We start from the raw sequence: 26,997 nt of genomic DNA, 5'->3' as shown, positions 1-26,997 counted from the left end.
GCCGGGGTCAGACGGTCAGACCCGGCGCGGGATGGGCGGACATCAGCTCGGCGACCTCCGCGCGGACGGCGGCGAGCGCGGCCTCGTCCCCCGACCCGGCCGCGGTCACCCCCCGGTCGATCCACTCGGCGACCGTCGCCATGTGCTCGGTCCCCAGACCCCGGGAGGTCAGAGAAGGAGTACCGATACGGATCCCGGAGGGGTCGAAAGGCTTCCTCGGGTCATAGGGGACGGTGTTGTAGTTGACGACGATCCCCGCCCGGTCGAGAGCCTTGGCCGCGACCTTGCCGGGCACGGACCGACCGGTCAGGTCCATCAGGATCAGATGGTTGTCGGTACCGCCGGAGACCAGATCGAAGCCCCGGGTGAGCAGGGCATCGGCAAGGGCCCGGGCATTGGCCACCACGGCATGGGCGTAGTCGCGGAAGGAGGGCTGGGCCGCCTCGTGGAGGGCGACCGCGATCGCCGCGGTGGTCTGGTTGTGGGGGCCGCCCTGGAGTCCGGGGAAGACCGCGCGGTCCAGGGCCTTGGCGTGCTCCTCGCGGGACATCAGCATCGCCCCGCGCGGACCACGGAGGGTCTTGTGGGTCGTCGTGGAGATCACATCCGCATGGGGCACGGGCGAAGGGTGCGCCCCACCGGCGATCAGCCCGGCGATATGGGCGACATCGGCCACCAGCAGCGCCCCGGACTCCCGGGCGATCTCCGCGAAGGCCGCGAAGTCGATCGTCCGCGGCAGAGCCGTACCACCACAGAAGATGATCTTCGGCCGTTCCTTGAGGGCCAGCTCGCGGACCTCGTCGTAGTCGACGAGCCCGGTGTCCCGGCGCACTCCGTACTGGACCCCGCGGAACCAGGTGCCGGTGGCGGAAACACCCCAGCCGTGGGTGAGATGGCCGCCCATCGGCAGGGCCATGCCCATCACGGTGTCGCCGGGCTCGGCGAAGGCGAGATAGACGGCGAGATTGGCCGGGGAGCCGGAGTAGGGCTGGACATTCGCGTGCTCGACGCCGAAGACGGCCTTGGCGCGGTCCACGGCCAGCCGCTCGACCCGGTCGATGATCTGCTGGCCCTCGTAGTAGCGGCGGCCCGGATAGCCCTCGCTGTACTTGTTCTGCAGAACGGTGCCGCAGGCTTCCAGGACCGCGCCGGAGACATAGTTCTCGCTGGGGATCATCCGCAGGGTGGCGGCCTGGAGCAGTTCCTCGTCGGCGACGAGTCCGGCGAGTTCCGGATCGGCCGCGGCAAGGGCGGGATGGGGCAGGGGAAGAGTCATGGTGTCCTCCGGGCTCACGAGTGGTCCGGGGTACCCAGGCGGTCGGCACCCTCGTGATGCTCCTGCGCACACGGCTCCCTCGGGGTGAGCTCCCCGTACGCCAGTCGCCGCGCTTGACGCCAGCCTATGCCAGAGCGCCCCCGGACGGCAGCGACCGGGCCCGGCGGACACCCCCCGAGGCATGACCTCGGTGAAAGGTTTCCCGGGGCGACCGGCGAGTGACCATAGGAAGGAGGGGTGGCGACCCCACCCGCCACCGGATGTACCGGAAGTCCGGATGTACTGCCGCCCGGCTCGCCAGGAGAACGGAGATCCCGTGACTGCTTCGGAGACCGCCATCGCCACCGCGGAGGCGTACAGCGCGCACAACTACCACCCTCTTCCCGTCGTCGTGGCGACCGCGGACGGCGTCTGGCTGACCGATGTGGAGGGCCGCCGCTATCTGGACCTGCTCTCCGGGTACTCCGCGCTCAATTTCGGCCACGGCAACCGTCGGCTGGTCGATGCGGCCAAGGCCCAGCTGGAGCGGGTCACGCTGACCTCCCGGGCCTTCCACCACGACCGGTTCGCCGACTTCTGCACCGGACTGGCGGAACTGTGCGGCATGGAGATGGTCCTGCCGATGAACACGGGCGCGGAAGCCGTGGAGACCGCGGTGAAGACGGCCCGTAAATGGGGCTACCGGGTCAAGGGCGTCCCCGACAACAGGGCGAAGATCGTCGTGGCCGCCGGCAACTTCCACGGCCGGACCACCACGGTGATCAGCTTCTCCACGGACCCCGAGGCCCGGGCGGACTACGGCCCCTACACCCCGGGGTTCGAGATCGTCCCGTACGGCGATCCGACCGCGCTGGAGAACGCCCTGACGGAGAACACCGTCGCCGTTCTGCTGGAGCCCATCCAGGGCGAGTCCGGGGTACTCGTCCCGCCCCCGGGCTATCTGCCGACCGTCCGCCGGCTCACCCGCGAACGGAACGTGCTGTTCATCGCCGACGAGATCCAGTCAGGTCTGGGCCGCACGGGCCGGACCTTCGCCTGCGAGCACGAGGGTGTCGTCCCCGATATGTACATCCTGGGGAAGGCACTGGGCGGCGGGATCGTCCCCGTCTCGGCGGTCGTGTCGTCGCGGGAGATCCTCGGGGTGTTCCACCCCGGTGAGCACGGTTCGACCTTCGGCGGCAATCCGCTGGCGTGCGCGGTGGCGCTGGAGGTGATCGCCATGCTGCGCACCGGCGAGTACCAGCAGCGCGCCACCGAACTGGGCGAGCACCTCCATCACGAGCTGGGGCTGCTCACCGGCGGCGGCGCGGTGGAGGCGGTGCGCGGCCGCGGACTCTGGGCGGGCGTCGACATCGCCCCGGCCCACGGCAGCGGCCGGCAGATCTCGGAGAAGCTGATGGAACGGGGTGTGCTGGTGAAGGACACCCACGGTTCGACGATCCGGATCGCCCCGCCCCTGGTGATCTCCAAGGAGGATCTCGACTGGGGTCTCGACCAGTTCAGGTCGGTGCTCTCCGGCTGATGCCCCGCCGGGGACGGGACCGCCCGGCACGGATCCCACTGCCCGGTGGCCCGTTCTCCGCCGAACGCGGTCGGCGGAGAACGGGGACCGTGGAACACCGGCCCGGGCCCGGTTCCGGTCGACGGGTGACCGGACCGGGAACGACCGGCGTTCCCCGGGCGAACAGTGGAGATCCGTTCGGAAAATAGTCTACGGACTATACGCGGCGCCGACTTGACCTTTTGTGCACAGATAGTTGACCTTCCGTGCAGCTCCGGCGGCGCGTTCCCGCCCGGGTCCCCGCCCCCGTCCCCGCTCCTGGAAAGCGGGCAGGAAAAAACCCGGCGGCGCAGGGTCAGGGACTGCGCCGCCGGGCTGATCAGTGGAGCTCTTCAGTTGTCATACGGGGAGGGGTTCAGCAGGCACCGAGGTCCTGCCAGGGGCCCCACTGGCTGGTTCCGGGCTCGTCGCCCTTCGTCCACCACTTGGACTTCCAGTTCTTGCCCTGGTGGGAGACCTGCGAATTGGCGGGGTACTCGGTGTTCCGGTCCCACGCCGGGGCGGTGCAGCCGCCGGTGGTCGAACCGTTCGCACCGGTCGTTCCGGTGGTGCCGGTCGTACCCGTGGTGCCCGTGGTGCCGGTCGTACCCGTAGTGCCCGTGGTGCCGGTCGTGCCGCCGCTGCCCGGGTCGACGACGGTCGTCCCGCGCGCCAGGTCGCCCGCGACCGCATAGGTCTTGCCGCCGAAGGTGACGGTCCAGTTGGACGGCGTCGAGGTCGGCAGGTAGTAGACGAAGTCCAGCTCGACCGAGGCGCCCGGGGCCACCGTCTGCCAGGCCGGCAGCTTCAGCGCGATCCGGTGGAAGTCACCCTTCAGACCGCCCACGTTGTTGCCCGTGTGGTCGCTGCTGACGATCCGGGAGTTGAAGCCGGACTGGTCCTTGGCGTTGCTCGGCGCGGAGGTCGCGTAGTCGAACTGGAACTCCGTACCGCCCGGCAGGGTGGCCGTGGTGTTGTTGGTGATCTTCAGCTTGGGGCTGAGCGGGTAGTTGTTGTCCCCGAGCTGGAAGCCGCCGAACTCGACACCGAGGTTGATCGCCTCGGTGGGCAGCGCGGTGTTGGACTTCTTCACGCCGTACGGGGTGGCCGCCTTGTACTTGTTGTACATCAGCGAGATCAGCGACGAGCCGGGCTCGTACTGGCCCTTGGCGGTGTTGTAGTCGTAGTCGCCCGCCAGCTCCCAGATCATCGTGCCGCCGAGGCCCTTGTTGACCACGTAGTCGGCCTTGGCCGTCATGGACTGCTCGTCCTCGGTGGAGATGAAGACCTTCTTCTGGGCGTTCCACAGCCACGGCGCGACCAGGGTCGAGTCGTACTTGCGGACGTAGGTGCCGGTGAGCGTGGAGTTCGCGGGCAGACCGAACTTGGGGAGGTAGTCGGGGACGATCCCCTTCTCCAGGTTCTTGGCGTGCCACATCGGGTTGAAGCCCGCCGGGGCCTCCTGCCCGTTGGTGTCCTTGTCGTGCCAGATGTTGTCGATGCCGACGGCACCGTCACCGCACTTGGTCAGACCGGAACCGGGCGGGCAGGAGTTCGCGACCGACTTGCCCCACAGGCCGTCGGTACCGCCCTGGACGTTCTTCCAGCCGCGGGTGTAGGTCGGCACACCGATGTTGATCCGGCCGGCCGGCATCGAACCACGGAAGTAGTGGTAGGCCCAGTCGGTGTTCAGATAGCCGATGCCGCCGTACTGGGAGGTGCCGTAGACCGGCGCCAGCTCGGTGTCCTTGCCGTCGTCGTACAGCGCGGCGTTCGGGCCGACGTGCTCGTTCCACGTGCCGTGGAGGTCGTACGACATGATGTTGACGTAGTCGAGGTACTTCGCGGTCTCGTACGTCTCCATGCCGCGCAGCAGATAGCCGGAGGACGGCGCCGCGATGGTCAGCAGGTAGTGCTTGCCGTCGGCGGCGCTGGCCCGGTCGAGCTTCTCGCGCAGCGTCTTCATCAGCACGCTGTAGCTCTTGTTGAGCCCGGCGCGGCGGGCGTTGGCCACGGTCCAGTCGGCCGGGTTGCCCGCGTCCTTCATCGACGTCGGGTACTCGTAGTCGATGTCGACGCCGTTGAAGCCGTACTGCCGGATGAACTCGACGGCGGAGTCGGCGAAGGTGTTGATCCCCGCCGTGTTCACCGTGCCGTCGGCGTTGGTGGTGGTCTTGTAGAAGCCGCCGCTGTCCGTCCAGCCGCCGACCGAGATCAGCGTCTTGACGTCGGGGTGGAGCTTCTTGAACTTGTTGAGCAGGTTGAAGTGGCCCTTGTAGGGCAGCGCCGGGTCCATCTCGGCACCGGCCACACCCGGCCACGTCATCCCCGTGTTGGGGTTCGTCGGTCCGGCCGCGCCAATGCTGATCTTGTTGGCGGAGTCGATGCCGGCGAAGGCGTAGTTGATGTGGGTGATCTTGTCCCACGGGATGTTGTTGGCGAGGTAGGCGGGCCTGCCGTCCTGGCCGGTACGCCAGTTGGCGAAGTAGCCGATGATGCGGCGCTGGTGGTCCGCGCCCATCTTCTCGCGTCCCTCGGTGTCGTACACCGTGCAGTACGGGACGTTGACGCCGGGCGTCGAGTACAGCCCTTCGGGGCGACAGTTCTCCTGTGAGGCGGCCTGGGACACGCCTGACGAGAGCGTCGTCGCCAGCAGGCCGCCGACGGCGGCGGCGCCGGCAGCGAACAGCGTCGCTCTCGTTCGTCGGGGGGACAGCACGTTCGGATCCTCCTGGTGGGGGGCCCGCATCCCTCCGGGGGACGCAGGGTGTTCGGCCTTGCACAACTCGCATGGGGGGTGGGCTCGTTGGCCCCGGGGTGCACACAGCGCCGGGGCCGGATCCGTAGAGGTGAACGAGACATTAAGAGGACTAGACCAACCCGTCAATAGGTCTGGACCTTTACTCCGTGATTCCCACCTCTTTGCCATCCCGGGGCATTTGGGCACGCCAGGGGGCCTGACCGGCCACAAGGGGCGGCCGGATCTTCCCCTCACGGCCCCCCGATGAAAGAACTTTCACCTCCCGCGAGTGGTCCACACCCGGCCGATATGACGAGACGAGACGATCCGTCTTGCCTTCTTTCCGATCGTGACGTACCGTCTCCCTCACGAAACGAGACGCCCCGTCTCGGTGTCGGTTCGTGTACCGCGAAGGAGCCCGCTGTGACCACTTCCCCCGACCGCGTCTGGTTCGTCACCGGTGCCGGCCGTGGCCTGGGCCGGGCCTTCGCCGAAGCCGCCCTCGCCGCAGGCGACCGGGTCACCGCCGTCGCCCGCGATATCGCACCGCTGGACGGACTGGCCGAGAAGTACGGGCCGGAGCGTCTGCTCGCCCTCCCCCTCGACGTCACCGACCGCGCCGCCGTCGTGGCGGCCGTCGACCGCGCCGTCGCCCACTTCGGCCGGCTCGACGTGGTCGTCAACAACGCGGGATTCCTGGCGATGGGCATGGTCGAGGAGTTCACCGAGGACCAGGCCCGCGCCCAGCTGGAGACCAACTTCTTCGGGGCGCTCTGGGTCAGCCAGGCGGTCCTGCCCCATCTGCGGGCCCGCCGCAGCGGGCACATCCTGCAGATCTCCAGCATCGGCGCCCTCGGCGGCTTCGCCCTGACCGGCCTGTACAGCGCGAGCAAATTCGCGCTGGAAGGACTGAGCGAATCCCTCGCGGCCGAGACCGCGCAGTTCGGCGTCAAGGTGACGATCGTCGAACCCGGCGGCTACTGGACCGGCCTCTACACCAAGGGCATGACCATGACGGAGCCGCTGGACGTCTATGCGGACCTCCGCACCGAACTCCAGGAGCAGTTCGCCGAGGCCTCCCGCGACAGCCTTCCCGAACTCGCCGCGGAGGCCGTCATGGAGCTGGTTGCGTCCGACGATCCGCCGCTGCGGCTGCTGCTGGGCGGCCTGGCGTTCGACGTGGCCATGAGCACCACGGAGGCCCGCCTGGAGACCTGGCGGGCCTGGGAGTCCACGAGCCGTGCGGCGGAACGCGCCGTACCGGCACCCGAGGGCTACGGCGCGTAACGGACGGCTCCGGATCGCCGCCGCGACGGGTGGCGGGGCCGTACGCAGCGGACCCCGGGTCCGGCACCGGGACGGTGCCGGACCCGGGGTCCGTTCGCGATGGGGAAGGCTCAGATCAGGCCGAGGGCGCGGACCGCGTCGCGCTCCTCCGCCAGCTCCTGCACCGAGGCGTCGATACGGCCGCGGGAGAAGTCGTTGATCTCCAGACCCTGGACGATCTCGTACCGGCCGTCCTTGGTGGTGACCGGGAAGGAGGAGATCAGGCCCTCCGGGACGCCGTAGGAGCCGTCGGACGGGATGCCCATGGACGTCCAGTCGCCGTCGGCGGTGCCGTTCACCCAGGTGTGGACGTGGTCGATGGCCGCGTTCGCCGCGGACGCGGCGGAGGACGCGCCGCGGGCCTCGATGATCGCCGCACCGCGCTTGGCGACGGTCGGGATGAAGGTGTCGGCCAGCCAGGCCTCGTCGTCGACCAGCTCGGCCGCGTTCTTGCCGGCGATCTCCGCGTGGAAGATGTCCGGGTACTGGGTCGCCGAGTGGTTGCCCCAGATCGTCAGGCGCTTGATGTCGGAGACCGCGGCACCGGTCTTCGCCGCCAGCTGCGAGATCGCCCGGTTGTGGTCGAGGCGGGTCATCGCGGTGAAGCGCTCGGCCGGTACGTCCGGCGCCGCCGCCTGGGCGATCAGCGCATTGGTGTTGGCCGGGTTGCCGACCACGAGGACCTTGATGTCGTCCGCGGCGTGGTCGTTGATCGCCCGGCCCTGGGGCTTGAAGATGCCGCCGTTGGCCTCCAGCAGGTCACCGCGCTCCATGCCCTTGGTACGGGGGCGGGCGCCGACGAGGAGGGCGACGTTCGCACCGTCGAAGGCGACGTTGGGGTCGTCGGTGATGTCGATGCCGCGCAGCAGCGGGAACGCGCAGTCGTCCAGCTCCATCGCGGTGCCCTGGGCGGCGCCGAGGGCCGGGGTGATCTCAAGAAGGCGCAGCTTGACCGGCACGTCCGGGCCGAGCAGGTGGCCGGAGGCGATGCGGAACAGCAGCGCGTAGCCGATCTGGCCGGCCGCGCCGGTCACGGTGACGTTGACGGGAGTGCGGGTCATGGCGATCTCCGTAAGACATCTGGCGGTGGGGGGTCCTGCCCCTGGGTCGGATCCCTCCCCGACACCCTTCTCCGCGTCGGCGGCACGCACCGGACCGGGGTCCGCCGGGGCCGCTCCGCACGAATCTTGATGTGAAGAGACATCTCCGCGGTCAGGCTATCCGACCCGTGCCGCCGCGATCCGCCAGCCCCTCGTTGCCTTGCTCACTCCGTCCGGGTGGGCTCCGTCCCCGGTCCGGCTACTGGACGACCGTGCAGGCCGTGGTGCCGTTCGTCAGTTCGGCGCACGCCTTCGCGTCCGAGCCCCTGCCGGACGCCGTCATCGGGGTGTAGGCGTCGCTCTCGCCGTTGACCGTGCCGGTCTGGCGGCCCTTCCCGCCGACGCTGATATTGACGGAGTCGCCGGTCGACGCGTCCACCAGCCGGGCCCAGGCGGCCTGGCAGACCTGGCTGAACCGGACCTCGATACGGGCCTTGCCCACGGTCGCCTGGGACACCGTCCGCGCGTAGTTACCCCCGCACCCCATGTCCTCGGGGTTCTTGCCCGTGCACTCCGCACCGGTGCACTTGACGCCCGCCGGGGGCGCGGACGGACTGCCGCCGGCGCTCCGGGAGGGCGAGGGCGGGACCTTGGCCACGGGCTCGGTCCGGTCGCGGTCCCCGGCGGTGGGCTTGCCGCCGGTCGCACCGAGATCGGTGAACAGGACGGCCGCCACGATCAGTGCAAGTGCCCCGGCGACTCCGGACAGGAACAGCACGATCCGCCGCTTGTCGAGCCCGGAGGACCCGGAGCCCGGCCGGGAACCAGAACCGGAACCCGAACCCGAACCGGAGCCGGAGGCAGGAGCGGAGGAAGAACCGGAACCCGAACCGGGCGCGCTGGTGGGCGTGGTGGCCTCGGCCTCGGACGGCGGGGGGCCTCCGGCGGCGGCCGCCGCGGCGGCTTCCGCGGCGCGCCGGGCCCGGCGCGCGGCCGCCCGGCCGCCTCCTTCGGGCACGACGAAGGCCTGCGGCGGGGTCGCCGGTCCGCCGTCGTCGATCAGCACGGCGTTCCAGGGGGACGGCCCGGAGTCCGCACCGGCACCCGCTGCACTCCCGGAGGACCCGGAATGCTCGGCCGACCGCGCGCCCGCGGCGGGCATGCCGGTACTCGTCGTCGCCGGGCCGACCGACTCGGGGCCGGAAGACCCCGATCCGAGGGGCTCCGGCCCGAGCGGATCCATGCCCAGCGGATCCATGCCCAGCGGGTCCATGCCCAGCGGGTCGGGGCCGAGCGGGTCCGGACCGGACCGGTCAGCGGCCGGGGCGGCGGGCGCCCCGGGTACGGACGGCGATGCCGCCGCCGGTTTGGGCTTGGGAACCGAGGCCCACTCCCGGGTCCGCGCCACCCTCAGCTGCTCCGTCGCCCGGTCCCGGCCCGCCTCCAGCCGGTGCCAGGCCCGTTCGGCCCGCGCCCGCAGGGAGGTCAGCCCGTCGATCCCGGTTCCGGTCCGCTCCGCGAGCGCAGCGACGGCCCGCTGCGGCGGCAGGATCCGCCCGTCGAGATACCGCTCCCACGACGTGACGCCGAAGCCGGTCGCGACGGAGAGCCCGGCCAAATCGAGCCCGCTGCCGTCGACGATCCGGCGCAGTTGCTCGGTGAGCTCCCGGATGTCCGGGTCGAGCCCCTCCGGCAGCGCCTTCCACTGAGGCAATGTCCTACCCCCTACTCCCCGGCACTCCCGCACGGTCGCGGTCCGGAACGGGCGGCGGCTCGCCCGCGGCGACGGCGCGGCTCCCCGTACCGCGCGCCCTCCGGTCCGGCGCTCCAGTCTCCCATCCCGGACCGACGATCACACCGGGGTGTGACCGTCACGGCCCTGCCACAGGTCGCAACGGCCCGCGAGGAGACGGAACACGGCGGCGCCCGCCGTCCTCGCGTCGAGGCCGGCGGGCGCCGGGGGCTGCGTCTTCGCCGCACCGCGGGCGGCGGCTTCCGCTCAGTCGGTCTCGCGGCCGACGAGGAAGTGGACCACGTCCTCCAGGAAGGGGACCTGGAGCCACGGCTCGGGCTGCACCATCAGCGCGAGCAGCGAAATCACCGTGCCCAGCACGCCGTACGTGGCCATGTCCGTGAAGCGGGACCGTACCGCCAGCATGCCGACCGACGGGATCATCCGCCGCATCACGGCGGCACCGATCAGGGAGAGACCGATCAGCAGCATGCCGACCCGGGAGGCCTCGGGGAACGGGTCGAGGCCCACGATCACCAGACCGAGACCGACCAGACCGAGCACGGTGAGCAGCGGCCACTGCCGGGCGGGGGCGGGGGCGTCGCCGGGTGCGGCCCGGCCGCCGCCCTCCGGCCGCGCGGTGTCCGTGGTCAGCGCGGGCGGACGCCGGGAGGAGCCCGTACCGCTGCCGGTGCTGTCGCCCCCGGCCCCCGATCCGGAACCCGAATCGGACGCGGAATCGGAATCGCCCCCGGTATCGGCCTCGGCATCGGCATCGGCCCCGGCGGCCTCGCCACCTGCGCCGGACGGCCCGCCGGAAGCTTCACCGGAGGTCCCGCCGCTCTCGCCGGAGGTCCCGTCCGGGCTCTCGCCGGAGGGGGCGTCCGCAGCCGCAGCGTCCCGGTCCGTATCGGGGCCGGGACCCGGATCCGTACCGCTGCTCCCGGAGCCGGCGGCGGACGCCCCGCTGCCGTCGCCGCCGATGTCCTGCGCCGGGCCGTCGGCGGCCGCGGGCGGCCGCTCACCATCGCCGGTGCCCGCGCCCGTCTCCCGGTCGTCGTTCGTCCGTACGGCCATGGCCGGTCTCCTCCGCTCTCAGTTCCCCGCGTCGGCCGCGCGCTCCGCCGCCTCGACCACGTTCACCAGCAGCTGGGCGCGGGTCATCGGGCCGACGCCGCCAGGGTTCGGGGCGACCCAGCCCGCGACCTCCGCGACCCCGGGGTGCACATCTCCGACGATCTTGCCGTTCTCGTCACGGCTGACGCCGACGTCGAGCACCGCGGCGCCCGGCTTCACATCCTCCGGCTTGACCAGATGCGGCACCCCGGCGGCGGCGACGATGATGTCCGCCTGCTTCAGATGCGCGGACAGATCACGCGTACCGGTGTGGCACTGCGTCACGGTCGCGTTCTCCGACTTGCGGGTGAGCACCAGCGGCATGGGCCGCCCGATGGTGATGCCGCGGCCGACGACCACCACGTTCGCGCCGTTGATCTCCACACCGTGGCGGCGCAGCAGCTGCACGATGCCGTACGGGGTGCAGGGCAGCGGCCCGGGCACGCCGAGGACCAGTCGGCCCAGGCTGGTGGGGTGCAGCCCGTCGGCGTCCTTCGCCGGGTCCATCAGCTCCAGGACCCGGTTGGTGTCGATGCCCTTGGGGAGCGGGAGCTGGACGATGTAGCCGGTGCACTCGGGGTTCTCGTTGAGTTCCCGGACGACCGCCTCGATGTCTTCCTGAGTGGCGGTTTCGGGGAGTTCGCGCTGGATGGAGGCGATGCCGACCTGCGCGCAGTCGCGGTGCTTGCCGTTGACGTACCAGCGGCTGCCCGGGTCGTCTCCGACGAGGAGGGTGCCGAGCCCCGGGACCACTCCCTTCTCCTTGAGCGCCGCCACGCGGGCGGTCAGTTCGGACTTGATCGCTGCTGCGGTGGCCTTGCCATCGAGAATCTGGGCGGTCATACCCCCATCCTCGCGGATGGACCCTGCCCGGTTCCAATTCCGGTCCGGGGAGCGGACGGTCCGGCGTCCGCAAGGGCAGTCACGGAGGGGTACGGGCCCGGCACACGAGGGCCCCCGGGGCGGCCCCCGCCGTATCGGTACGGAATCGTGGCGCGGGCCCGACCGGTCCGCGGCGTCCGGATTGCCCCGGAATTCGACGTTGCACTTGCACAACGCTCGGCTTTGCGGCTGGACAAGACATCGAATCGAACAGGACGATGATGTGGTTAACGTGTCGCGGCGGATTCGGGGGGATGTCCGCAAAGCCACTCCATGTTCGCCATGGCCTTCGTTCTCGGTGGTCTCCATGGCGCTTCATGTTCTTGCCTGTCCTTCCTCCCGCACGGACCGCGCCGTCCCCGCGCCTGTTCAACGGAGGAAATCCCGCCATGAGTTTCGGCGACCCCAACAATCCTTACGGCCAGCAGCCCGGTCAGGGCCAGGGTCAGGGCTACGGCCAGAACCCGGGTTACGGCCAGCCCGCGGGCGGCCAGCCCGGTTACGGCTACCCCCAGCAGGGCCAGCCGCAGTACGGCCAGCAGCCTTACGACCAGCCGCAGTACGGCTACCCGCAGCCCCCGACCACCCCCGTCCAGCCCTACGGCGGCTACCCCGGGGACACGGGCTACGGGGGCATGCCGGAGTTCGCGCACTGGGGGCTGCGCCTCGGTGCCACCCTGATCGACGGACTGATCAGCTCGGTCCCGTACTTCATCCTCAACACGATCGCCATCGCGACCGATTCGATGGCGCTGCTCATGGCGTCCTTCGTGGTCGCCATCGGTCTGTTCGTGTGGCTGCGGGTGCAGGAGGGCAGCACCGGCCAGACCCCGGGCAAGAAGGCCCTGGGCATCAAGGTGCTCCGCCAGAGCGACGGCGCGACCATCGGCTTCGGTATGTCCTTCGTCCGCCAGCTCGCCCACATCCTGGACGCGATCCCGTGCTACCTCGGCTATCTGTGGCCGCTGTGGGACGAGAAGAAGCAGACCTTCGCGGACAAGGTCTGCGCCACCGTCGTCATCAAGGTCTGAACCCCGGCGGCCCGGGTACGGGCCGACGGCGTCCGAAGCCGGGTGACCGGGTCCGGCGGCCCGGCGCACCGCCCCCGAGGGGCCGGGCGCCGTACCGTCCGCCGCGTGCCGTCCGGGGCACCGCTCGCCCCGGACCGCCGCACGCCGGACGGCAGCCGCCGGATCGCGGGCCCGAAAGCGGAAGGCCGCACACCCTCCCCGGGGTGTGCGGCCTTCCGTATGTCCACGGGCGGCCGCACGGCCGGCCGTCGGCGGGGATCAGTGGAAGAAGTGGCGCGTCCCGGTGAAGTACATCGTCGCGCCCGCCTTCCGGGCCGCCTCGACCACCAGCTCGTCGCGGACCGAACCGCCCGGCTGGACGATCGCCCGGACCCCGGCGGCGATCAGGATCTCCGCGCCGTCCGGGAACGGGAAGAACGCGTCGGACGCGGCGTACGAGCCCCGGGCCCGCTCCTCCCCCGCCCGCTCGACCGCCAGCTTTGCCGAGTCGACCCGGTTGACCTGGCCCATGCCGACGCCGACGGACGCGCCGTCCTTGGCGAGCAGGATCGCGTTCGACTTGACCGCGCGGCAGGCCCGCCAGGCGAAGGCCAGCTCCGCCAGCTCGGCCTCCGACAGCGGTTCGCCGGCCGCCAGGGTCCAGTTCTCCGGGGCGTCGCCGTCGGCCTGGAGCCGGTCGGTGGCCTGGAGCAGCGCACCGCCCTCGATGAGCTTCAGCTCGACCGGCGAGGAGGGCGCGTCCGCGCACCGCAGGACCCGGATGTTCTTCTTCCTGGCGAGCACCTCGACCGCGCCGTCCTCGTACCCCGGGGCCACGATGACCTCGGTGAAGACCTCCGCGACCTGCTCGGCCATCGCCACCGACACCGGACGGTTGACCGCGATCACACCGCCGAAGGCGGACAGCGGGTCGCAGGCGTGCGCCTTGCGGTGCGCATCGGCGACGTCCGCGCCGATCGCGATCCCGCACGGATTGGCGTGCTTGATGATCGCGACGCACGGCTCGGTGTGGTCGAAGGCGGCACGCCAGGCGGCCTCGGTGTCCGTGTAGTTGTTGTACGACATCTCCTTGCCGTGCAACTGCTCGGCGCCGGGCAGACCGCCCGTACCGTCGACGTACAGCGCGGCGCCCTGGTGCGGGTTCTCGCCGTACCGCAGCACACCGGCCCGCCGGTAGGCCGCCCCCAGGAACTCGGGGAAGTCCTCACCGGACTCCGCCGCCGGGGCCTGGGCCGCGAACCAGTTGGCGACGTCCACGTCGTACGCGGCGGTGTGGGCGAACGCCTCGGCGGCCAGACCGCGGCGGGCGGTCAGGTCGAAGCCGCCGTCCGCGACCGCGGCGAGCACGTCCGCGTACCGGCCGGGGCTGGTGACGACCGCGACCGAGGGGTGGTTCTTGGCGGCGGCGCGGACCATCGACGGGCCGCCGATGTCGATCTGCTCGACGCACTCGTCGTAGTCGGCGCCGGACGCGACGGTCGCCCGGAACGGGTAGAGGTTCACCACGACCAGGTCGAAGGGCTCGACCCCCAGCTCCTCCAGCTGCTCGCGGTGCGCGTCGAGGCGCAGATCGGCGAGGATTCCGGCGTGGACGCGCGGGTGCAGCGTCTTGACCCGGCCGTCCAGGCACTCGGGGAAACCGGTCAGATCCTCGACCTTGACGACCGGCACCCCGGCCGCGGCGATCCGCCCGGCGGTCGAGCCGGTGGACACGAGCTGGACGCCCGCTCCGTGCAGACCGCGGGCGAGCTCCTCCAGACCCGTCTTGTCGTACACGCTGACCAGCGCCCGCCGGATGGGCCGCTTGCCGCTCGGGGCAGCCTCAACAGTCACGGGAAAACAACCTTTCGTCCCTCGATGCGATAGCCGTCACGGGCCAGTCGGCCGACGACCTCGACGAGCAGCGCGCGCTCGATTTCCTTGATGCGCTCGTGCAGAGCGGCTTCGTCGTCCTCGTCCCGGACCGCCACCGCGCCCTGCGCGATGATCGGGCCGGTGTCGACGCCGTCGTCGACGAAGTGGACGGTGCACCCGGTGACCTTGGCGCCGTACGCGAGTGCGTCACGCACTCCGTGGGCGCCGGGAAAACTGGGCAGCAGGGCGGGGTGCGTATTGACGCAGCGCCCGCCGAAACGGGCGAGGAACTCCTTGCCCACGATCTTCATAAAGCCCGCCGAGACGACGAGGTCGGGCTCGTACGCGGCGGTGGCCTCGGCCAGCGCACGGTCCCAGGCCTCCCGGGTCGCATAGTCCTTGACCCGGCAGACGTACGTCGGCAGCCCGGCGCGCTCGGCCCGCTCCAGACCGGCGATACCGGTCCGGTCGGCTCCGACGGCGACGATCCGGGCGCCGAAGCCCTCCGGGTCGTCGGCGATGGCATCCAGCAGGGCCTGGAGATTCGTACCGGAACCGGAGACGAGGACGACGATGCGCGCGGGGCGGGCAGGGGCGGGGGCCACGGCGGGATCTCTTTCGTGTACGGCTCGACTTTGTGTGGTCGTACAAACGAATCGCGCCCCTCAATACGGGGAACTCTACGAAAGGGCCGACCGTCAGCAACGATACCGGCACACAGGAAGGCCCCCACGGGACGGGGGCGCGCCCGGGAGGTAGCGTCAGGGGACAACCACCCGTCCCCGGACGGGTGACCACACGAACCCGACAACACAAGACCCGACCACGACAAGACCCCAGGTGCACCGGGTCTGAGGGGAAGACGTTCACCAGATGCGGGACCGACGCCGCCGTACGGACCTCCTGTTGCCGCGGGAGCGCCAGTCCACCGACGACAACAACCCCTTCGCGCCGCCGCCCGAGGGCAGGCCCGACCAGCCCTGGCAGCCCCGCCGCCCCGACGAGGGCCGGGGGTCGGACGCCGACGGCAACGGCGGCGGCAACGGCGGCGGCAACGGCGGCTCCGGCGACGGCGAGGGCTCCGGTTCGTCCGGTGGCCGTTCCGGCTGGGGCAGCCAGTGGAGCAGCCGCCAGCCCGGGCGCTCCTCCGGAGGCGGCTTCGGCGGCCGCCCCGGTTCGAACAACTCCCCGGAGAACGGCCCCCAGAGCCCCGGCCCCCGGTGGGACCCCACCGACCCGGCGCAGCGGCATGCCCGCTACGCCATGATCGCGGGCCTGTGGGCGCTGTTCTTCACGCTCTTCCTGGACTTCCCGGAGATCGGCCTCCTCCTCGGCGCCCCCGCCCTGTACTGGGCGATCAGCGCACTGCGGACGGCGCCGAAGCCGCCGGACGCCGCGTCCCAGGCGGGCGGTCTGTCGCCGCAGACCGTCCGGCGCACCCAGCGGACCAGTGCCATCGCCGGTCTGGTGATGTCCGTGGTCACCCTGCTGACGGTGGGCTCGATGTACGCGGCGCAGCTCGTCTACCGCGACTTCTACGTCTGCGAGCGGGACGCGCTGACCAAGACGGCGCAGTCGGCGTGCAACAGCAAGCTGCCGGAGCCGTTGCGGGGCGTGTACGGCGTCAAGGACTGACGGGAACGGTACGGCGAGGGGCCCGGCCCGGGAGCGCATCCCGGGCCGGGCCCTTCTGTGTACGGGTCCCGGCGGCCGGTCCCCTCGGGGGTCAGGTCCCCGGCCGGTCCCCGTCCGCGGGGGGCGGTTGCGCGGCGGGCTTCCGGGGCTTCGCCGGGGACGGCGGCCGTACGGGCGAGGGGGCGCTCGGCCACGGGCTCGGCGGGGCCGCCCACGGGCGGGCCGGGTCGACCGGGCCCGCCGGGGGCGGGGCGCTCCCGTCTGCCGTGGGACGGCTGCGCCGCTCGGCCCAGCCGTCCGGCGGCAGATAGTCGTACGGCTCCGCCTCCGCGTCCAGGGAGTCCAGCACCTCCAGGGCCTTCGCCTGTGCGGGGGCCTTCGGGGTGTCGGGCGGCGCGGTGGGGCGGACGGCCGTCCGTCCCGGGCTCTCCGGGACCGCGGGTCCGGCCGGTCCCAGCGGTCCGGCGGGGGCTGCCGGGGTCGCCGGGGCGGGAAGCGGGGGCTGGGGTTCCGGTACCCCTGTGCCGCCTCGGGCCCGTACCCCTGCCCCGACCGCGGGCAGCCGGCCCGCACTCGCACCTCTCGCCCGCCACTCCCGTACCAGCAGCGCGCCCGGCACCCCGATCCCCGCCGTCCACAGCAGTGCCGCCGCTCCCGCCGACCACCAGACCGGCCCGAACTCCGCGAGCCGGCCGGTGCCCAGCGGACCGCTCGATGCCGCCGCGAGCGCCGCGACCGCAAGCCCGCAGAGCGCGGCGGCGAGCAGCGCGTCCGCGGCCGTGTCACGGCGCCGTACGGCATCGGCGCGGGCTGCGGCGAACATCGCGACCGCGAGCCCCGCCGCCACCGGCACCAGGACCGCCGACCAGTTCAGCGGGGTTCCGGGCCCCTGCGCGGGGACGATCGCGACGAGGGGGAACGAGGGCAGCGCGGGATCCCCGGACAGGGCGAGGGGCGTTGCGGTCGCCCCCGTACCGAGGGCGAATCCGGGGCCGAGCCCGTACGCCGCCGCCCATACCGCCGCATTGGGCACCAGCGCGATCCCGAGCAGCAGGACCGCGAGCCGCCCCGACCAGATCCGGGCCAGATGCAGGAAGGAGTCCTGGGTCGCGTCGGCGTGCCAGACCAGCGCGGTGGCGACCAGCAGCGCACCGCCGCCGACCAGGACCGCCGTCGCCGCCGTCGCGGCCCGGGCGGCCGCCTCGAACCGGCTGCCGGGCAGGGCGGCACGCATCAGGGGCTCCCGCAGCCGGGCGGGCAGCCGAACGGGCGGCGGACCGAGGGGCCGGCCGTTCGCGGCCCAGACCCCCGTCGCCGCCCCGGCGAGGGCGACCAGCGGCAGATGACAGGCCGCGCTCAGCGGGCCGGGGGCGATCGGGCCGCCCGCCGCGTACACCGCGGCGGCGGTGCCGACCAGCAGATAGCCGAGGGTGACCGCGCACACCGCGCCGCGCGGTGACGGGCTGGGACGCAGCCCGGTGCCGTCCGGGACGAGCGCATCGCGGGTGGCCCGGTGGATCAGCCAGGCGGGCAGGGCGACCAGCAGCAGGGGGACGAGTCCGACGGGGGCGGCGGTGCCGTAGAGGGTGTCCGAGCGGACGAGTTCCGTGCCGTGGGCGAGCAGCCAGAGGGAGGCGGCGACATGGAGGGCGCCGTGCGGTCCGCTGTCCGGGTACGGGGAGCTGATCCACACCATCATCACCAGGACGGTCAGCGCCCCGAGCCCCAGTCCGGCGGCGGTGGCGCCGCGGATGAGACAGGCCATGAGGGCCGCTCTCCGGCCGCCCTGCACCAGGACCGGGAGTTCCGGGGTCTGCGGGAGGGCGGGGCCGTGATCGGTCGTCTGGGTCACCCGGCCATGCTCCCAACGACACGCGCTTTCCCGTCGTAACAGGAGATTGACCGTAGTGTCGCCCAATATACGGTTATGTACTTCTATGAAAAGTGCACGGCCGGGGGGACTCCCGGGGGACCGACGACGGGCCCGGGGAGCCGACCATGACCCGGAGACCGCCCTCTTCTTCTTCGTCCTCCCCTTCCTCCCCACCGCCCTCCCGGCCACCTTCGCAAACACCACTGCCCTCCCCGAAGGAGCGGCGCAGGCTCCGTGAGGAGCGGTCGATGAGCGAAGAGCAGATCGCCCGGGCGCTGGGCGTGACCAAGGCGACGGTACGGGCCTGGGAGACCGGTCGCGGCGAACCGCGCGGGCGCCGACGGGAGGCGTACGCCAGGCTGCTCGCGCCGCCGGAAGCCTCCAGCGCCCCCGCCCCGCCCACGGGCGAACACCAGAACGGGGAAGCTCCGCTGACGGCTGCCGCGGGGTCCGGGCCGGGGCACGGCAGCCCGGACTCCGGTCCCGCGACGACCGGCGCCACGGACACTCCGCAGGAACCGGGTACCGCAACCGCTGCCGGTGCGGTCGCGGCCGCCGCGGCGGATACGCCTCCCGACGCCGCCCCGGGGCAGCCGGTCCAGGACCCCGCGCCCCGCCGCGTACCGGTCTCCGGTCTTTCGCCCGCCGGGGCCGAGGCGCTGGCCGCCGCCCGGAGCCCCGCCGAGGCGTTCGACGTGCTGTACACGCACTGCGCACCCGGGCTCGTCCGGCAGACGTACCTGCTCACCGGTCGGCTCCTGCTGGCACACGAATCGGTGGAGCGGGCCTTCCACATCGCCTGGCAGCAGTGGCCGGACGTCGCACAGGACCGGGACCCGGTCAGCTGGGTGCGTTCGGCGGCGTACGAACTGGCGCTCTCGCCGTGGCACCGGCTGCGGCCCGCGCACCGGCACGCCGACAGTCCGCCGCTGGACCGGGCGGGGCGGGAACTCCTCGCCGTACTGCTGCACCTGCCGCCGCCGTACCGCAGGACCGTCCTGCTCTACGACGGCCTCGGGCTCGACCTGCCGGAGACCGCGGCAGAGACCGAGGCCAGCACCCCGGCCGCGGCCAACCGGCTGCTGCACGCCCGGAAGGCCGTCGCCGCCGAGGTGCCCGAACTGGCCGACCCCGAGGCGCTGCGCGACCGGCTGGCCGTGCTGCTCGCGGACGGCGGGCCCGTACCGCAGCCCGCTCCGGCGGCGGACGTCCGGTCGACGGGCGAGCGGCGGGCCTGGTTCTGGACCCGGCTGGCGCTCACCGCGACCGTGGTGATCATGAGTGCGACGGGGATGACGCTGGCGACGGCGCCGACCCGCTACGTACCCGAGGTCGCGCCCGGCCAGCGGGTCGGCGGGGTCCCGGGCCACGCCGGTCCCCAGCGCCTGACACCGCGGGACGTGGCCCTCCGGAACATGCTGAGCGCCGGACCGGCCGCGGGCCCCGGCCGCCTGGTCCCGCTGCCCCGGTAGCCGGAAACGCGGGTGGGCCCGCGCCCCCGAAAGGGGCACGGGCCCACCCGCTGGTGACCCGGCGGCCGTGGCGGTGGCCCGAGGCGGACCGCCCGACCGCAGAGGACTCGCTTACGCCGAGAGGATCGCCCGCGCGAGCTTCGCCGTCTCGGTCGGGGTCTTGCCGACCTGGACGCCCGCGGCCTCCAGGGCCTCCTTCTTCGCCTGCGCCGTGCCGGAGGAGCCCGACACGATGGCACCGGCGTGGCCCATCGTCTTGCCCTCGGGGGCGGTGAAGCCCGCGACGTAGCCGACGACCGGCTTGGTGACGTTCTCCTTGATGAAGTCCGCCGCACGCTCCTCGGCGTCGCCGCCGATCTCGCCGATCATCACGATCAGCTCGGTCTCCGGGTCGGCCTCGAAAGCCGCCAGGGCGTCGATGTGCGTGGTGCCGATGACCGGGTCGCCGCCGATGCCGACCGCCGACGTGAAGCCGATGTCGCGCAGCTCGTACATCATCTGGTAGGTCAGCGTGCCGGACTTGGAGACCAGGCCGATCTTGCCGGGCTTGGTGATGTCGCCCGGGATGATGCCCGCGTTGGACTGGCCGGGGGTGATCAGGCCGGGGCAGTTCGGGCCGATGATCCGGGTCTTGTTGCCCTTGGAGACCGCGTACGCCCAGAAGGCGGCGGAGTCGTGGACCGCGATGCCCTCGGTGATCACGACGGCGAGCGGGATCTCGGCGTCGATCGCCTCGACCACGGCGGCCTTGGCGAAGGCCGGGGGCACGAAGAGGACCGAGACGTCGGCGCCGGTCTCCTTCATCGCCTCGGCGACCGTGCCGAAGACGGGTACGGAGGTGCCGTCGAAGTCGACGGTCGTACCGGCCTTGCGGGGGTTCACGCCGCCGACGATGTTGGTGCCGTCACCGAGCATCAGCCGGGTGTGCTTCATGCCCGTGGCACCGGTCATGCCCTGGACGATGACCTTGCTGTCCTTGGTCAGGAAGATAGCCATGGTGGTGGTGTACCTCGTCCCTTACTTCGCGGCCGCGGCCAGCTCGGCGGCCTTGTCGGCCGCGCCGTCCATCGTGTCCACGCGCTGCACCAGCGGGTGGTTGGCGTCGGAGAGGATCTTGCGCCCCAGCTCCGCGTTGTTGCCGTCGAGGCGGACCACCAGCGGCTTGGTGACGTCCTCGCCCTTGGCCTTGAGCAGCTCCAGCGCCTGGACGATGCCGTTGGCGACCTCGTCACAGGCGGTGATGCCGCCGAAGACGTTGACGAACACGGACTTGACGTCCGGGTCGCCGAGGATGATCTCCAGGCCGTTCGCCATGACCTCGGCGGAGGCACCGCCGCCGATGTCCAGGAAGTTGGCCGGCTTGACGCCGTTGTGGGACTCGCCCGCGTAGGCGACGACGTCCAGGGTCGACATGACCAGACCGGCGCCGTTGCCGATGATGCCGACCTCGCCGTCGAGCTTGACGTAGTTGAGGTTCTTGGCCTTGGCGGCGGCCTCCAGCGGGTTGGCCGCGTCCTTGTCCTCCAGCGCCTCGTGCTCCGGCTGGCGGAAGTCGGCGTTGGCGTCGAGGGACACCTTGCCGTCCAGGGCCAGCACCCGGCCGTCGGCGACCTTGGCGAGCGGGTTGACCTCGACGAGGAGCGCGTCCTCGGCGACGAAGGTCTTCCAGAGGGTCACCAGGATGTCGGCGACCTGGTCCGCGACCTCGGCCGGGAACTTCGCGGCGGCCACGATCTCGGCGGCCTTCTCCGCGGTGACGCCCTCGTTGGCGTCGACCGGGATCTTGGCGAGGGCCTCGGGCTTGGTGGCCGCGACCTCCTCGATGTCCATGCCGCCCTCGACGGAGGCCATGGCCAGGAAGGTGCGGTTGGTGCGGTCGAGGAGGTACGAGACGTAGTACTCCTCGGCGATCTCCGGCGCGGTCTCCGCGATCATCACCTTGTGGACCGTGTGGCCCTTGATGTCCAGACCGAGGATCTGACCGGCCTTCTCGACCGCGTCGTCCGGGCTGGTGGCGAGCTTGACACCACCGGCCTTGCCCCGGCCGCCGACCTTGACCTGGGCCTTGACGACGGACTTGCCGCCCAGCCGCTCGGTCGCCGCGCGCGCCGCGTCAGGCGTGTCGATGACTTCACCGGCCAGCACCGGTACACCGTGCTTGGCGAAGAGGTCCCTCGCCTGGTACTCGAACAGGTCCACGCGCGTCCGTCCCTTTTCTGATGATCGCGGTTCCTAGTAGGCGTGGGCGTGCCGCGGAGGGCAACGTGACTGCGATCGTCACAAGGGAGGCGCACACGGAGACCGGCACGCGGCATGTCCGCCTCGCAGGTTATCCCCGCGGAACGCGGCCTCCTAAATCGCAGCTCACACCTGGGTGGTGAGAACAGTCACAGATCGAACGACTGGAGGGTTCACGCGCCGCGGACGGGGCGGGCCGGGCGGTCCCGGCCCGGTCCCGCGGGGGGGGGCGGGGCCGTCAGCCGGTCGCCGTGTCCGGTATCGGCAGCGGACGGCGTTCGACGGCAGCCGCCATGATGTCGGGGAAGAGATCCGGGGTGCAGGCGAAGGCCGGTGCGCCCAGCTCGGCCAGGGCGGCCGCATGCTCCCGGTCGTAGGCGGGGGCGCCCTCGTCGGAGAGCGCGAGCAGGGCCACGAACTGCACCCCGGCGGCCTTCATCGCCGCGACCCGCTTCAGCATCTCGTCGCGGATGCCGCCCTCGTACAGATCGCTGATCAGCACCACCACCGTGTCGGCCGGGCGGGTGATGCGCTCCTGGCAGTAGGCGAGGGCCCGGTTGATGTCCGTACCACCGCCGAGCCGGGTGCCGAAGAGGACGTCGACCGGATCGTCGAGCTGGTCGGTCAGATCCACCACGGCGGTGTCGAAGACGACCAGCCGGGTGGCGAGGGAGCGCATGGAGGCGAGGACCGCTCCGAACACGGATGCGTAGACCACCGACGCCGCCATGGAACCCGATTGGTCGATACAGAGCACCACCTCCTTCTTGACCGCCCGGGAGGCACGGCCGTAGCCGACGAGGCGCTCGGGGACGACCGTGCGGTACTCGGGGAGGTAGTTCTTCAGGTTGGCGCGGATCGTCCGGTCCCAGTCGATGTCCCGGTGGCGGGGGCGGCTGATCCGGGCGGAGCGGTCGAGGGCGCCCGTCAGGGTCGACCGGGTCCGGGTGGCGAGCTGCTTCTCCAGCTTCTCGACGACCTTGCGGACCACGGCCCGGGCGGTCTCCTTGGTGGTCTCGGGCATGGCCCGGTTGAGGGAGAGGAGGGTGCCGACGAGATGGACGTCGGCCTCGACGGCCTCCAGCATCTCCGGCTCCAGGAGCAGGGCCGAGAGGTCGAGCCGGTCGATGGCGTCGCGCTGCATGACCTGGACGACGGAGGTGGGGAAGTACGTACGGATGTCACCGAGCCAACGGGCGACGGAGGGCGCGGAGGCGCCGAGCCCGGCGCCCCGGCCGGAGCCCCTGCGGCCGCCCGCGGAGCCGTCCCCGCTGCCGTAGAGCGCGGCGAGGGTGGCGTCCATGGCCTGGTCGCGGCCGGTGAGCGCACAGCCGGTGCCGTCGGCGGAACCGCCGCCGAGCACCAGCCGCCAGCGGCGCAGCCGCTCCGCGGCGGCCTCGGACCCGGCTCCGGCGCCCGCGTCTGCGGCCGGGCCGGTCTCCGGGCCGGTGGTCGTGGTGTCGGTGGTCATGCCCCCACCCCCAGGAGGTTGTCGAAACGGTCGTCGGTGGTGCCCAGCAGCAGCCTCAGCACCGGCAGCACGGCATCGGCGCGCCCGCCGTCGAGGCCGGTGCCGAAGCCCGGTGCTCCGGCGCCTGCCGTGGTGGAACCGGCAGCGGCGGACCGGACGCCTGTCGCGGCGCCGCGCCGGACCAGTTCGCCGAGGGTGCGTCGGACCCCGGGCTCGTAGGCGGAGAAGGTGCGGCGCAGCAGCGGCAGCACATCGGTGAAGGACTCCGGCGGGACCGTGGTCAGCCAGTCGTCGACGAGGCCGAGGAGGCGCTCGTCATGGACGAGGAGCATTCCGCCGCCCGCGCCGCCGCCGACGAACCCTTCGATCCACGCGGCGGCCTCGGCGGGCGGGGTGCCGGGCGAGAGGGCGAGGCCCATCAGCCGGGCGGCCTCGTCCTCGGCGAGGGCGCCGTCGTCGAGGAGGAGCCGGGCGGCCCGGCCCCGGATGATCCCGGCGGCGGTGGTCCGGCCCGCGAGGGAGAGCAGGACGGTCCGCCAGCGGCCGGTGAGCCCGCCGTCGCCGGGGAGCAGGCCGACGGCCCCGTGCACGGCGTCGAGATGGCGGCGCATCGCGGCGGCGCCGTCGGCGTCGAGACCGGTGCAGGCGGGCGGCAGTCCTACGCAGATCCGTTCCGCGAGGCCGGTGGCGACCTCGGCGAGGGCGGTGGTGTCGGTGGCCCGTACGTCTCCGTAGCGCAGGGCGCGGGCGAGGGCGGGCAGGGCCTGGGCGAGCCGGGCGACATCGGTGTCGAGGGCCGCCCGGTCCGCGAGGGCGCGCATCACCACCGGCAGGGCGTCGGACAGCTCCGCGAGCAGGCACTGCTCGGCGAGGGCGGTGACGGCGGCGAGTTCACCGGCGGTGAGGGCCTGGTGCTCGGCGCGGGCGGTCGCGGCGGAGAGCACGGTGGTGCCCCAGACGCCCGCTTCCGCGACCCGGACATGGAGTTCGGGTTCCCAGCGGAGCCGCCAGGTCTCCCGGAAGGTGCCGGTGCTGCCGCGGCCGGTGGCCGGTTCGCCCCAGTCGACACCGAGGAGCCGCAGCCGGTGCAGCAGCCGGCTCTTCGCGGTGTCCGTCTCCTTGCGGAGGTCCAGCTCCACTTCGCGCTCCAGGGCCTCCGGCTTGAGGCGGAGGCTGCGCTGGAGCCGGGTCAGATCGCGCTGGAGCGGGACGGCGGGCGCCTCGTCCGGGACTTCGCCCAGCACATCACCGACGACCAGCCGGTCCCGGACGAGGGCGAGCGGTACGTCGGAGCCGTCGCACATCACGGCCCGGACGGCGTCGGTGGTCTCGGTGAGCCCGGCGAGCGGGCGGCCGCGCATCACCGCGAGGGTCTCCGCGAGCCGTACCGCCTCGATGACATGGGCCGACGACACGGGCAGGTCCTCGTCGCGCAGCAGCCCCGCGACCTTGGTCAGCCAGCGCTCGACGGGCCGGTCCCGGGCGGTGAAGAGATGGCCGTACCAGCCGGGGGAGTCGATTCCGGCGCCGTAACCGCTGGTCCGGGCGAGCCGGCGGTGGGTCCACGGCACCCAGGTCGTTTCGGTCCTGACCTTCGGCAGGCCCTTCAGCAGCGCCTTGTCGGCGGCGACGGTGGTACGTGCGGCGAGGGCGGGGACGTGCCAGGCGCCGCAGACGACGGCGATCCGGTCGCCGAACTCCTTGCGGGCGGCCCGCAGCTTCAGCCGCATCTGGGCCTCGCGGATCAGATCCCGGTCGTGGCCGCCGTGGCCGTAGGTCTCCCGGAGTGCGGTCATGGCCTCGGCGAGGACGGTGAAGGAGGCGAACGGGTCGCCGTCGCCGCGGTGTTCGACGACGTCCTCCCACCAGCGTTCGGCGTCGTCGTATCCGGCGGCTTCGGCGAGGACGGCGAGCGGGTCGATCCGCATCCGCTCGGGGTCGACGGCCGGGGCGGCCCCGGCCCCGGCCCCTTCCACGGACAGGACCGCCGCGCCGTCAGCGCCGTCAGCGTCGGCCCGGTGGGCGGGCTCGCCGGGCACGGCGTCCCAGCTCGGATCGGGGTCGTCGGCGGCCCCGGATGCGGATCCCCCCGGAACCGCATCCGGGGCCGCCGGTGCCCCGTCGGCGGTGAGCGCGAGGGTGTGGGCGGCGGGCAGGTCGATGAAGCGGACCGGGACGTCATGGGCGAGGGCCCAGCGGATGGCGACCCACTCGGGGGAGAACTCGGCGAAGGGCCAGAAGGCGGCCCGGCCGGGATCGTCGACCGCGTGCGCCAGCAGGGCGACCGGGGGGCGCATCCCGCTGTCGGCGGCGAGCGCCAGCAGGGCGTCGCCCTCGGGCGGGCCCTCGATGAGCACGGCGTCCGGCGCGGCGGCGGCCAGGGCGGCACCGACCGCACGGGCGGACCCCGGGCCGTGGTGGCGGACGCCCAGCAGCAGCGGCCCCGCGGGCGCCGTGCGCGTCCGGTCCGCGACGGGCTGCTCGCCGGTCCCGCGCGGCGGCGGTGCCCCGGTCATACGCCGGCCTCGCGGCAGGCGCGGTAGAAGTCCTTCCAGCCGTCGCGCTCGCGCACCACGGTCTCCAGATACTCCTGCCAGATCACCCGGTCGGCGGCCGGGTCGCGGACCACGGCGCCGAGGATCCCGGCGGCGACGTCACCGGGCCTGAGCACCCCGTCGCCGAAGTGGGCCGCGAGCGCCAGTCCGCCGGTGACGACGGAGATCGCCTCGGCGGTGGAGAGCGTCCCGGAGGGGGACTTGAGCTTGGTACGGCCGTCGGCGGAGACGCCCTCGCGCAGCTCGCGGAAGACGGTGACGACGCGCCGGATCTCCTCGACGCCCTCGGGCACTGCGGGCAGGTCGAGCGACCGGCCCAGCTGGTCGACCCGGCGGGAGACGATGTCGACCTCCGCTTCGGCGGTCGCGGGCAGCGGCAGGACGACCGTGTTGAAACGGCGGCGCAGGGCGCTGGAGAGGTCGTTCACCCCCCGGTCGCGGTCATTGGCGGTGGCGATCAGATTGAATCCGCGGACCGCCTGGACCTCCTCGCCCAGCTCCGGGACGGGCAGCGTCTTCTCGGAGAGGATGGTGATCAGGGTGTCCTGCACATCGGCGGGGATCCGGGTCAGCTCCTCCACCCGGGCGGTCATGCCGTCCCGCATGGCGCGCATCACGGGGCCGGGCACGAGCGCCTCCCGGCTGGGCCCGTGAGCGAGCAGTCTGGCGTAGTTCCAGCCGTAGCGGATGGCCTCCTCGGGAGTGCCTGCGGTGCCCTGCACCAGCAGAGTGGAGTCCCCGCTGACGGCGGCCGCCAGATGCTCCGACACCCAGGTCTTCGCGGTCCCCGGGACACCGAGAAGCAGCAGCGCGCGATCGGTGGCCAGGGTGGTGACGGCGACCTCGACGATCCGGCGCGGGCCCACGTACTTCGGGGTGATCACCGTGCCGTCGGGCAGAGTGCCGCCGAGCAGATACAGCGATACGGCCCACGGCGAGAGCCGCCAGTTGACCGGGCGGGGCCGGTCGTCGGCGGCGGCCAAGGCGGCGAGTTCGGCCGCGAAGGCCTGTTCCGCATGGGGTCGCAGGGCGTCGGCGGCCGGTGCTTCCGCAGTGGTGCGCGCAGTGGATTCTTCGACGGCTTGGGACACGGACATGACTCCCCCTCGACTTCGTTCCGATGGTCGGTCCGAGCTGTTCTCCACCCTGCACCACCCCACTGACAACGGGCCGTCGCCGCAGGCCGGGACGGGTTTTCCGGGGATTGTCAGTGGCG

General features: G+C 72.4%; 19 protein-coding genes and 1 riboswitch. Of the genes, 5 read left to right on the top strand and 14 right to left on the bottom strand.

Annotation, left to right across the window (positions count from 1 at the left end):
* Window positions 1-7: 7 nt before the first annotated feature.
* Window positions 8-1,276, bottom strand: a complete 1,269-nt coding sequence (locus tag B7R87_RS20705) for a serine hydroxymethyltransferase (protein WP_006347117.1) — start codon at window positions 1,274-1,276, stop codon at window positions 8-10.
* A 25-nt stretch (window positions 1,277-1,301) separates the two neighbouring features.
* Window positions 1,302-1,394: riboswitch (ZMP/ZTP riboswitch) on the bottom strand.
* 159 nt (window positions 1,395-1,553) lie between these two features.
* Here B7R87_RS20705 and rocD point away from each other — a divergent pair.
* Complete coding sequence (gene rocD, locus B7R87_RS20700) at window positions 1,554-2,798, top strand: ornithine--oxo-acid transaminase (RefSeq protein WP_006347118.1); 1,245 nt, start codon at window positions 1,554-1,556, stop codon at window positions 2,796-2,798.
* 394 nt (window positions 2,799-3,192) lie between these two features.
* On the opposite strand, the gene B7R87_RS20695 is transcribed toward rocD, so the two are convergent.
* Window positions 3,193-5,565: a chitinase C-terminal domain-containing protein gene (locus B7R87_RS20695; RefSeq protein ID WP_006347119.1), complete on the bottom strand. Its 2,373-nt coding sequence runs from the start codon at window positions 5,563-5,565 to the stop codon at window positions 3,193-3,195.
* Between the two features lie 414 nt (window positions 5,566-5,979).
* Here B7R87_RS20695 and B7R87_RS20690 point away from each other — a divergent pair, with 414 nt between their 5' ends.
* Window positions 5,980-6,843: an SDR family NAD(P)-dependent oxidoreductase gene (locus tag B7R87_RS20690; RefSeq protein ID WP_006347120.1), complete on the top strand. Its 864-nt coding sequence runs from the start codon at window positions 5,980-5,982 to the stop codon at window positions 6,841-6,843.
* Window positions 6,844-6,953: 110 nt separating this feature from the next.
* On the opposite strand, the gene B7R87_RS20685 is transcribed toward B7R87_RS20690, so the two are convergent.
* The 4 genes from B7R87_RS20685 to B7R87_RS20670 all read right to left on the bottom strand — a co-directional run bounded on the left by B7R87_RS20685 (window position 6,954) and on the right by B7R87_RS20670 (window position 11,613).
* Complete coding sequence (locus B7R87_RS20685) at window positions 6,954-7,943, bottom strand: malate dehydrogenase (protein WP_006347121.1); 990 nt, start codon at window positions 7,941-7,943, stop codon at window positions 6,954-6,956.
* A 238-nt stretch (window positions 7,944-8,181) separates the two neighbouring features.
* Window positions 8,182-9,636, bottom strand: a complete 1,455-nt coding sequence (locus B7R87_RS20680) for a helix-turn-helix domain-containing protein (RefSeq protein WP_157997795.1) — start codon at window positions 9,634-9,636, stop codon at window positions 8,182-8,184.
* Between the two features lie 285 nt (window positions 9,637-9,921).
* On the bottom strand, window positions 9,922-10,731 hold the full coding sequence (locus tag B7R87_RS20675) for a DUF3017 domain-containing protein (protein ID WP_130584887.1): 810 nt from the start codon (window positions 10,729-10,731) through the stop codon (window positions 9,922-9,924).
* An 18-nt stretch (window positions 10,732-10,749) separates the two neighbouring features.
* Window positions 10,750-11,613, bottom strand: a complete 864-nt coding sequence (locus tag B7R87_RS20670) for a bifunctional methylenetetrahydrofolate dehydrogenase/methenyltetrahydrofolate cyclohydrolase (RefSeq protein WP_006347125.1) — start codon at window positions 11,611-11,613, stop codon at window positions 10,750-10,752.
* A 428-nt stretch (window positions 11,614-12,041) separates the two neighbouring features.
* Here B7R87_RS20670 and B7R87_RS20665 point away from each other — a divergent pair, with 428 nt between their 5' ends.
* Window positions 12,042-12,683 carry an RDD family protein gene (locus B7R87_RS20665; RefSeq protein ID WP_006347126.1) on the top strand — a complete coding sequence of 214 codons (642 nt, stop codon included), beginning with the start codon at window positions 12,042-12,044 and terminating at the stop codon, window positions 12,681-12,683.
* Between the two features lie 258 nt (window positions 12,684-12,941).
* Here B7R87_RS20665 and purH read toward each other — a convergent pair whose 3' ends face one another.
* Window positions 12,942-14,516: a bifunctional phosphoribosylaminoimidazolecarboxamide formyltransferase/IMP cyclohydrolase gene (gene purH, locus B7R87_RS20660; RefSeq protein ID WP_006347127.1), complete on the bottom strand. Its 1,575-nt coding sequence runs from the start codon at window positions 14,514-14,516 to the stop codon at window positions 12,942-12,944.
* Window positions 14,513-15,142, bottom strand: coding sequence for a phosphoribosylglycinamide formyltransferase (purN, locus tag B7R87_RS20655; RefSeq protein WP_006347128.1), 630 nt, complete (start codon window positions 15,140-15,142; stop codon window positions 14,513-14,515). The genes purH and purN overlap by 4 nt, the downstream gene beginning before the upstream one ends.
* Window positions 15,143-15,410: 268 nt before the next feature.
* Here purN and B7R87_RS20650 point away from each other — a divergent pair, with 268 nt between their 5' ends.
* Window positions 15,411-16,172, top strand: coding sequence for a hypothetical protein (locus B7R87_RS20650; protein WP_006347129.1), 762 nt, complete (start codon window positions 15,411-15,413; stop codon window positions 16,170-16,172).
* A gap of 91 nt (window positions 16,173-16,263) precedes the next feature.
* Here the strand turns inward: B7R87_RS20650 and B7R87_RS20645 are convergent, their stop codons facing one another.
* Window positions 16,264-18,024: a cell division protein PerM gene (locus tag B7R87_RS20645; RefSeq protein WP_187144543.1), complete on the bottom strand. Its 1,761-nt coding sequence runs from the start codon at window positions 18,022-18,024 to the stop codon at window positions 16,264-16,266.
* 146 nt (window positions 18,025-18,170) lie between these two features.
* Here B7R87_RS20645 and B7R87_RS20640 point away from each other — a divergent pair, with 146 nt between their 5' ends.
* Window positions 18,171-19,517, top strand: a complete 1,347-nt coding sequence (locus B7R87_RS20640) for a sigma factor-like helix-turn-helix DNA-binding protein (protein WP_130584888.1) — start codon at window positions 18,171-18,173, stop codon at window positions 19,515-19,517.
* Between the two features lie 111 nt (window positions 19,518-19,628).
* On the opposite strand, the gene sucD is transcribed toward B7R87_RS20640, so the two are convergent.
* The 5 genes from sucD to B7R87_RS20615 form a co-directional block, all read right to left on the bottom strand.
* Window positions 19,629-20,513, bottom strand: a complete 885-nt coding sequence (gene sucD / locus B7R87_RS20635) for a succinate--CoA ligase subunit alpha (RefSeq protein ID WP_006347133.1) — start codon at window positions 20,511-20,513, stop codon at window positions 19,629-19,631.
* 21 nt (window positions 20,514-20,534) lie between these two features.
* Window positions 20,535-21,716, bottom strand: a complete 1,182-nt coding sequence (gene sucC, locus B7R87_RS20630) for an ADP-forming succinate--CoA ligase subunit beta (RefSeq protein WP_006347134.1) — start codon at window positions 21,714-21,716, stop codon at window positions 20,535-20,537.
* A 277-nt stretch (window positions 21,717-21,993) separates the two neighbouring features.
* Window positions 21,994-23,226: a vWA domain-containing protein gene (locus B7R87_RS20625; RefSeq protein ID WP_130584889.1), complete on the bottom strand. Its 1,233-nt coding sequence runs from the start codon at window positions 23,224-23,226 to the stop codon at window positions 21,994-21,996.
* Window positions 23,223-25,742, bottom strand: coding sequence for a DUF5682 family protein (locus tag B7R87_RS20620; protein WP_187144544.1), 2,520 nt, complete (start codon window positions 25,740-25,742; stop codon window positions 23,223-23,225). The genes B7R87_RS20625 and B7R87_RS20620 overlap by 4 nt, the downstream gene beginning before the upstream one ends.
* Window positions 25,739-26,878 carry an ATP-binding protein gene (locus tag B7R87_RS20615; RefSeq protein ID WP_006347137.1) on the bottom strand — a complete coding sequence of 380 codons (1,140 nt, stop codon included), beginning with the start codon at window positions 26,876-26,878 and terminating at the stop codon, window positions 25,739-25,741. The genes B7R87_RS20620 and B7R87_RS20615 overlap by 4 nt, the downstream gene beginning before the upstream one ends.
* Window positions 26,879-26,997: the final 119 nt, after the last annotated feature.

This window comes from Streptomyces tsukubensis, assembly GCF_003932715.1.
GTDB classification, from domain to species: Bacteria; Actinomycetota; Actinomycetes; order Streptomycetales; family Streptomycetaceae; genus Streptomyces; species Streptomyces tsukubensis.
Note: the sequence above shows the minus strand (reverse complement) of the source record. Positions and strands in the feature narration are given on the sequence as shown.

Excerpts from the sequence above, each read along its gene's own strand:
- B7R87_RS20705 (WP_006347117.1), bottom strand. The coding sequence starts at position 1,276 with ATGACTCTTCCCCTGCCCCATCCCGCCCTTGCCGCGGCCGATCCGGAA.
- rocD (WP_006347118.1), top strand. The coding sequence starts at position 1,554 with ATGTACTGCCGCCCGGCTCGCCAGGAGAACGGAGATCCCGTGACTGCT.
- B7R87_RS20695 (WP_006347119.1), bottom strand. The coding sequence starts at position 5,565 with ATGCGGGCCCCCCACCAGGAGGATCCGAACGTGCTGTCCCCCCGACGA.
- B7R87_RS20685 (WP_006347121.1), bottom strand. The coding sequence starts at position 7,943 with ATGACCCGCACTCCCGTCAACGTCACCGTGACCGGCGCGGCCGGCCAG.
- B7R87_RS20675 (WP_130584887.1), bottom strand. The coding sequence starts at position 10,731 with ATGGCCGTACGGACGAACGACGACCGGGAGACGGGCGCGGGCACCGGC.
- B7R87_RS20670 (WP_006347125.1), bottom strand. The coding sequence starts at position 11,613 with ATGACCGCCCAGATTCTCGATGGCAAGGCCACCGCAGCAGCGATCAAG.
- B7R87_RS20665 (WP_006347126.1), top strand. The coding sequence starts at position 12,042 with ATGAGTTTCGGCGACCCCAACAATCCTTACGGCCAGCAGCCCGGTCAG.
- B7R87_RS20650 (WP_006347129.1), top strand. The coding sequence starts at position 15,411 with ATGCGGGACCGACGCCGCCGTACGGACCTCCTGTTGCCGCGGGAGCGC.
- B7R87_RS20640 (WP_130584888.1), top strand. The coding sequence starts at position 18,171 with ATGACCCGGAGACCGCCCTCTTCTTCTTCGTCCTCCCCTTCCTCCCCA.
- sucD (WP_006347133.1), bottom strand. The coding sequence starts at position 20,513 with ATGGCTATCTTCCTGACCAAGGACAGCAAGGTCATCGTCCAGGGCATG.
- B7R87_RS20625 (WP_130584889.1), bottom strand. The coding sequence starts at position 23,226 with ATGACCACCGACACCACGACCACCGGCCCGGAGACCGGCCCGGCCGCA.
- B7R87_RS20620 (WP_187144544.1), bottom strand. The coding sequence starts at position 25,742 with ATGACCGGGGCACCGCCGCCGCGCGGGACCGGCGAGCAGCCCGTCGCG.
- B7R87_RS20615 (WP_006347137.1), bottom strand. The coding sequence starts at position 26,878 with ATGTCCGTGTCCCAAGCCGTCGAAGAATCCACTGCGCGCACCACTGCG.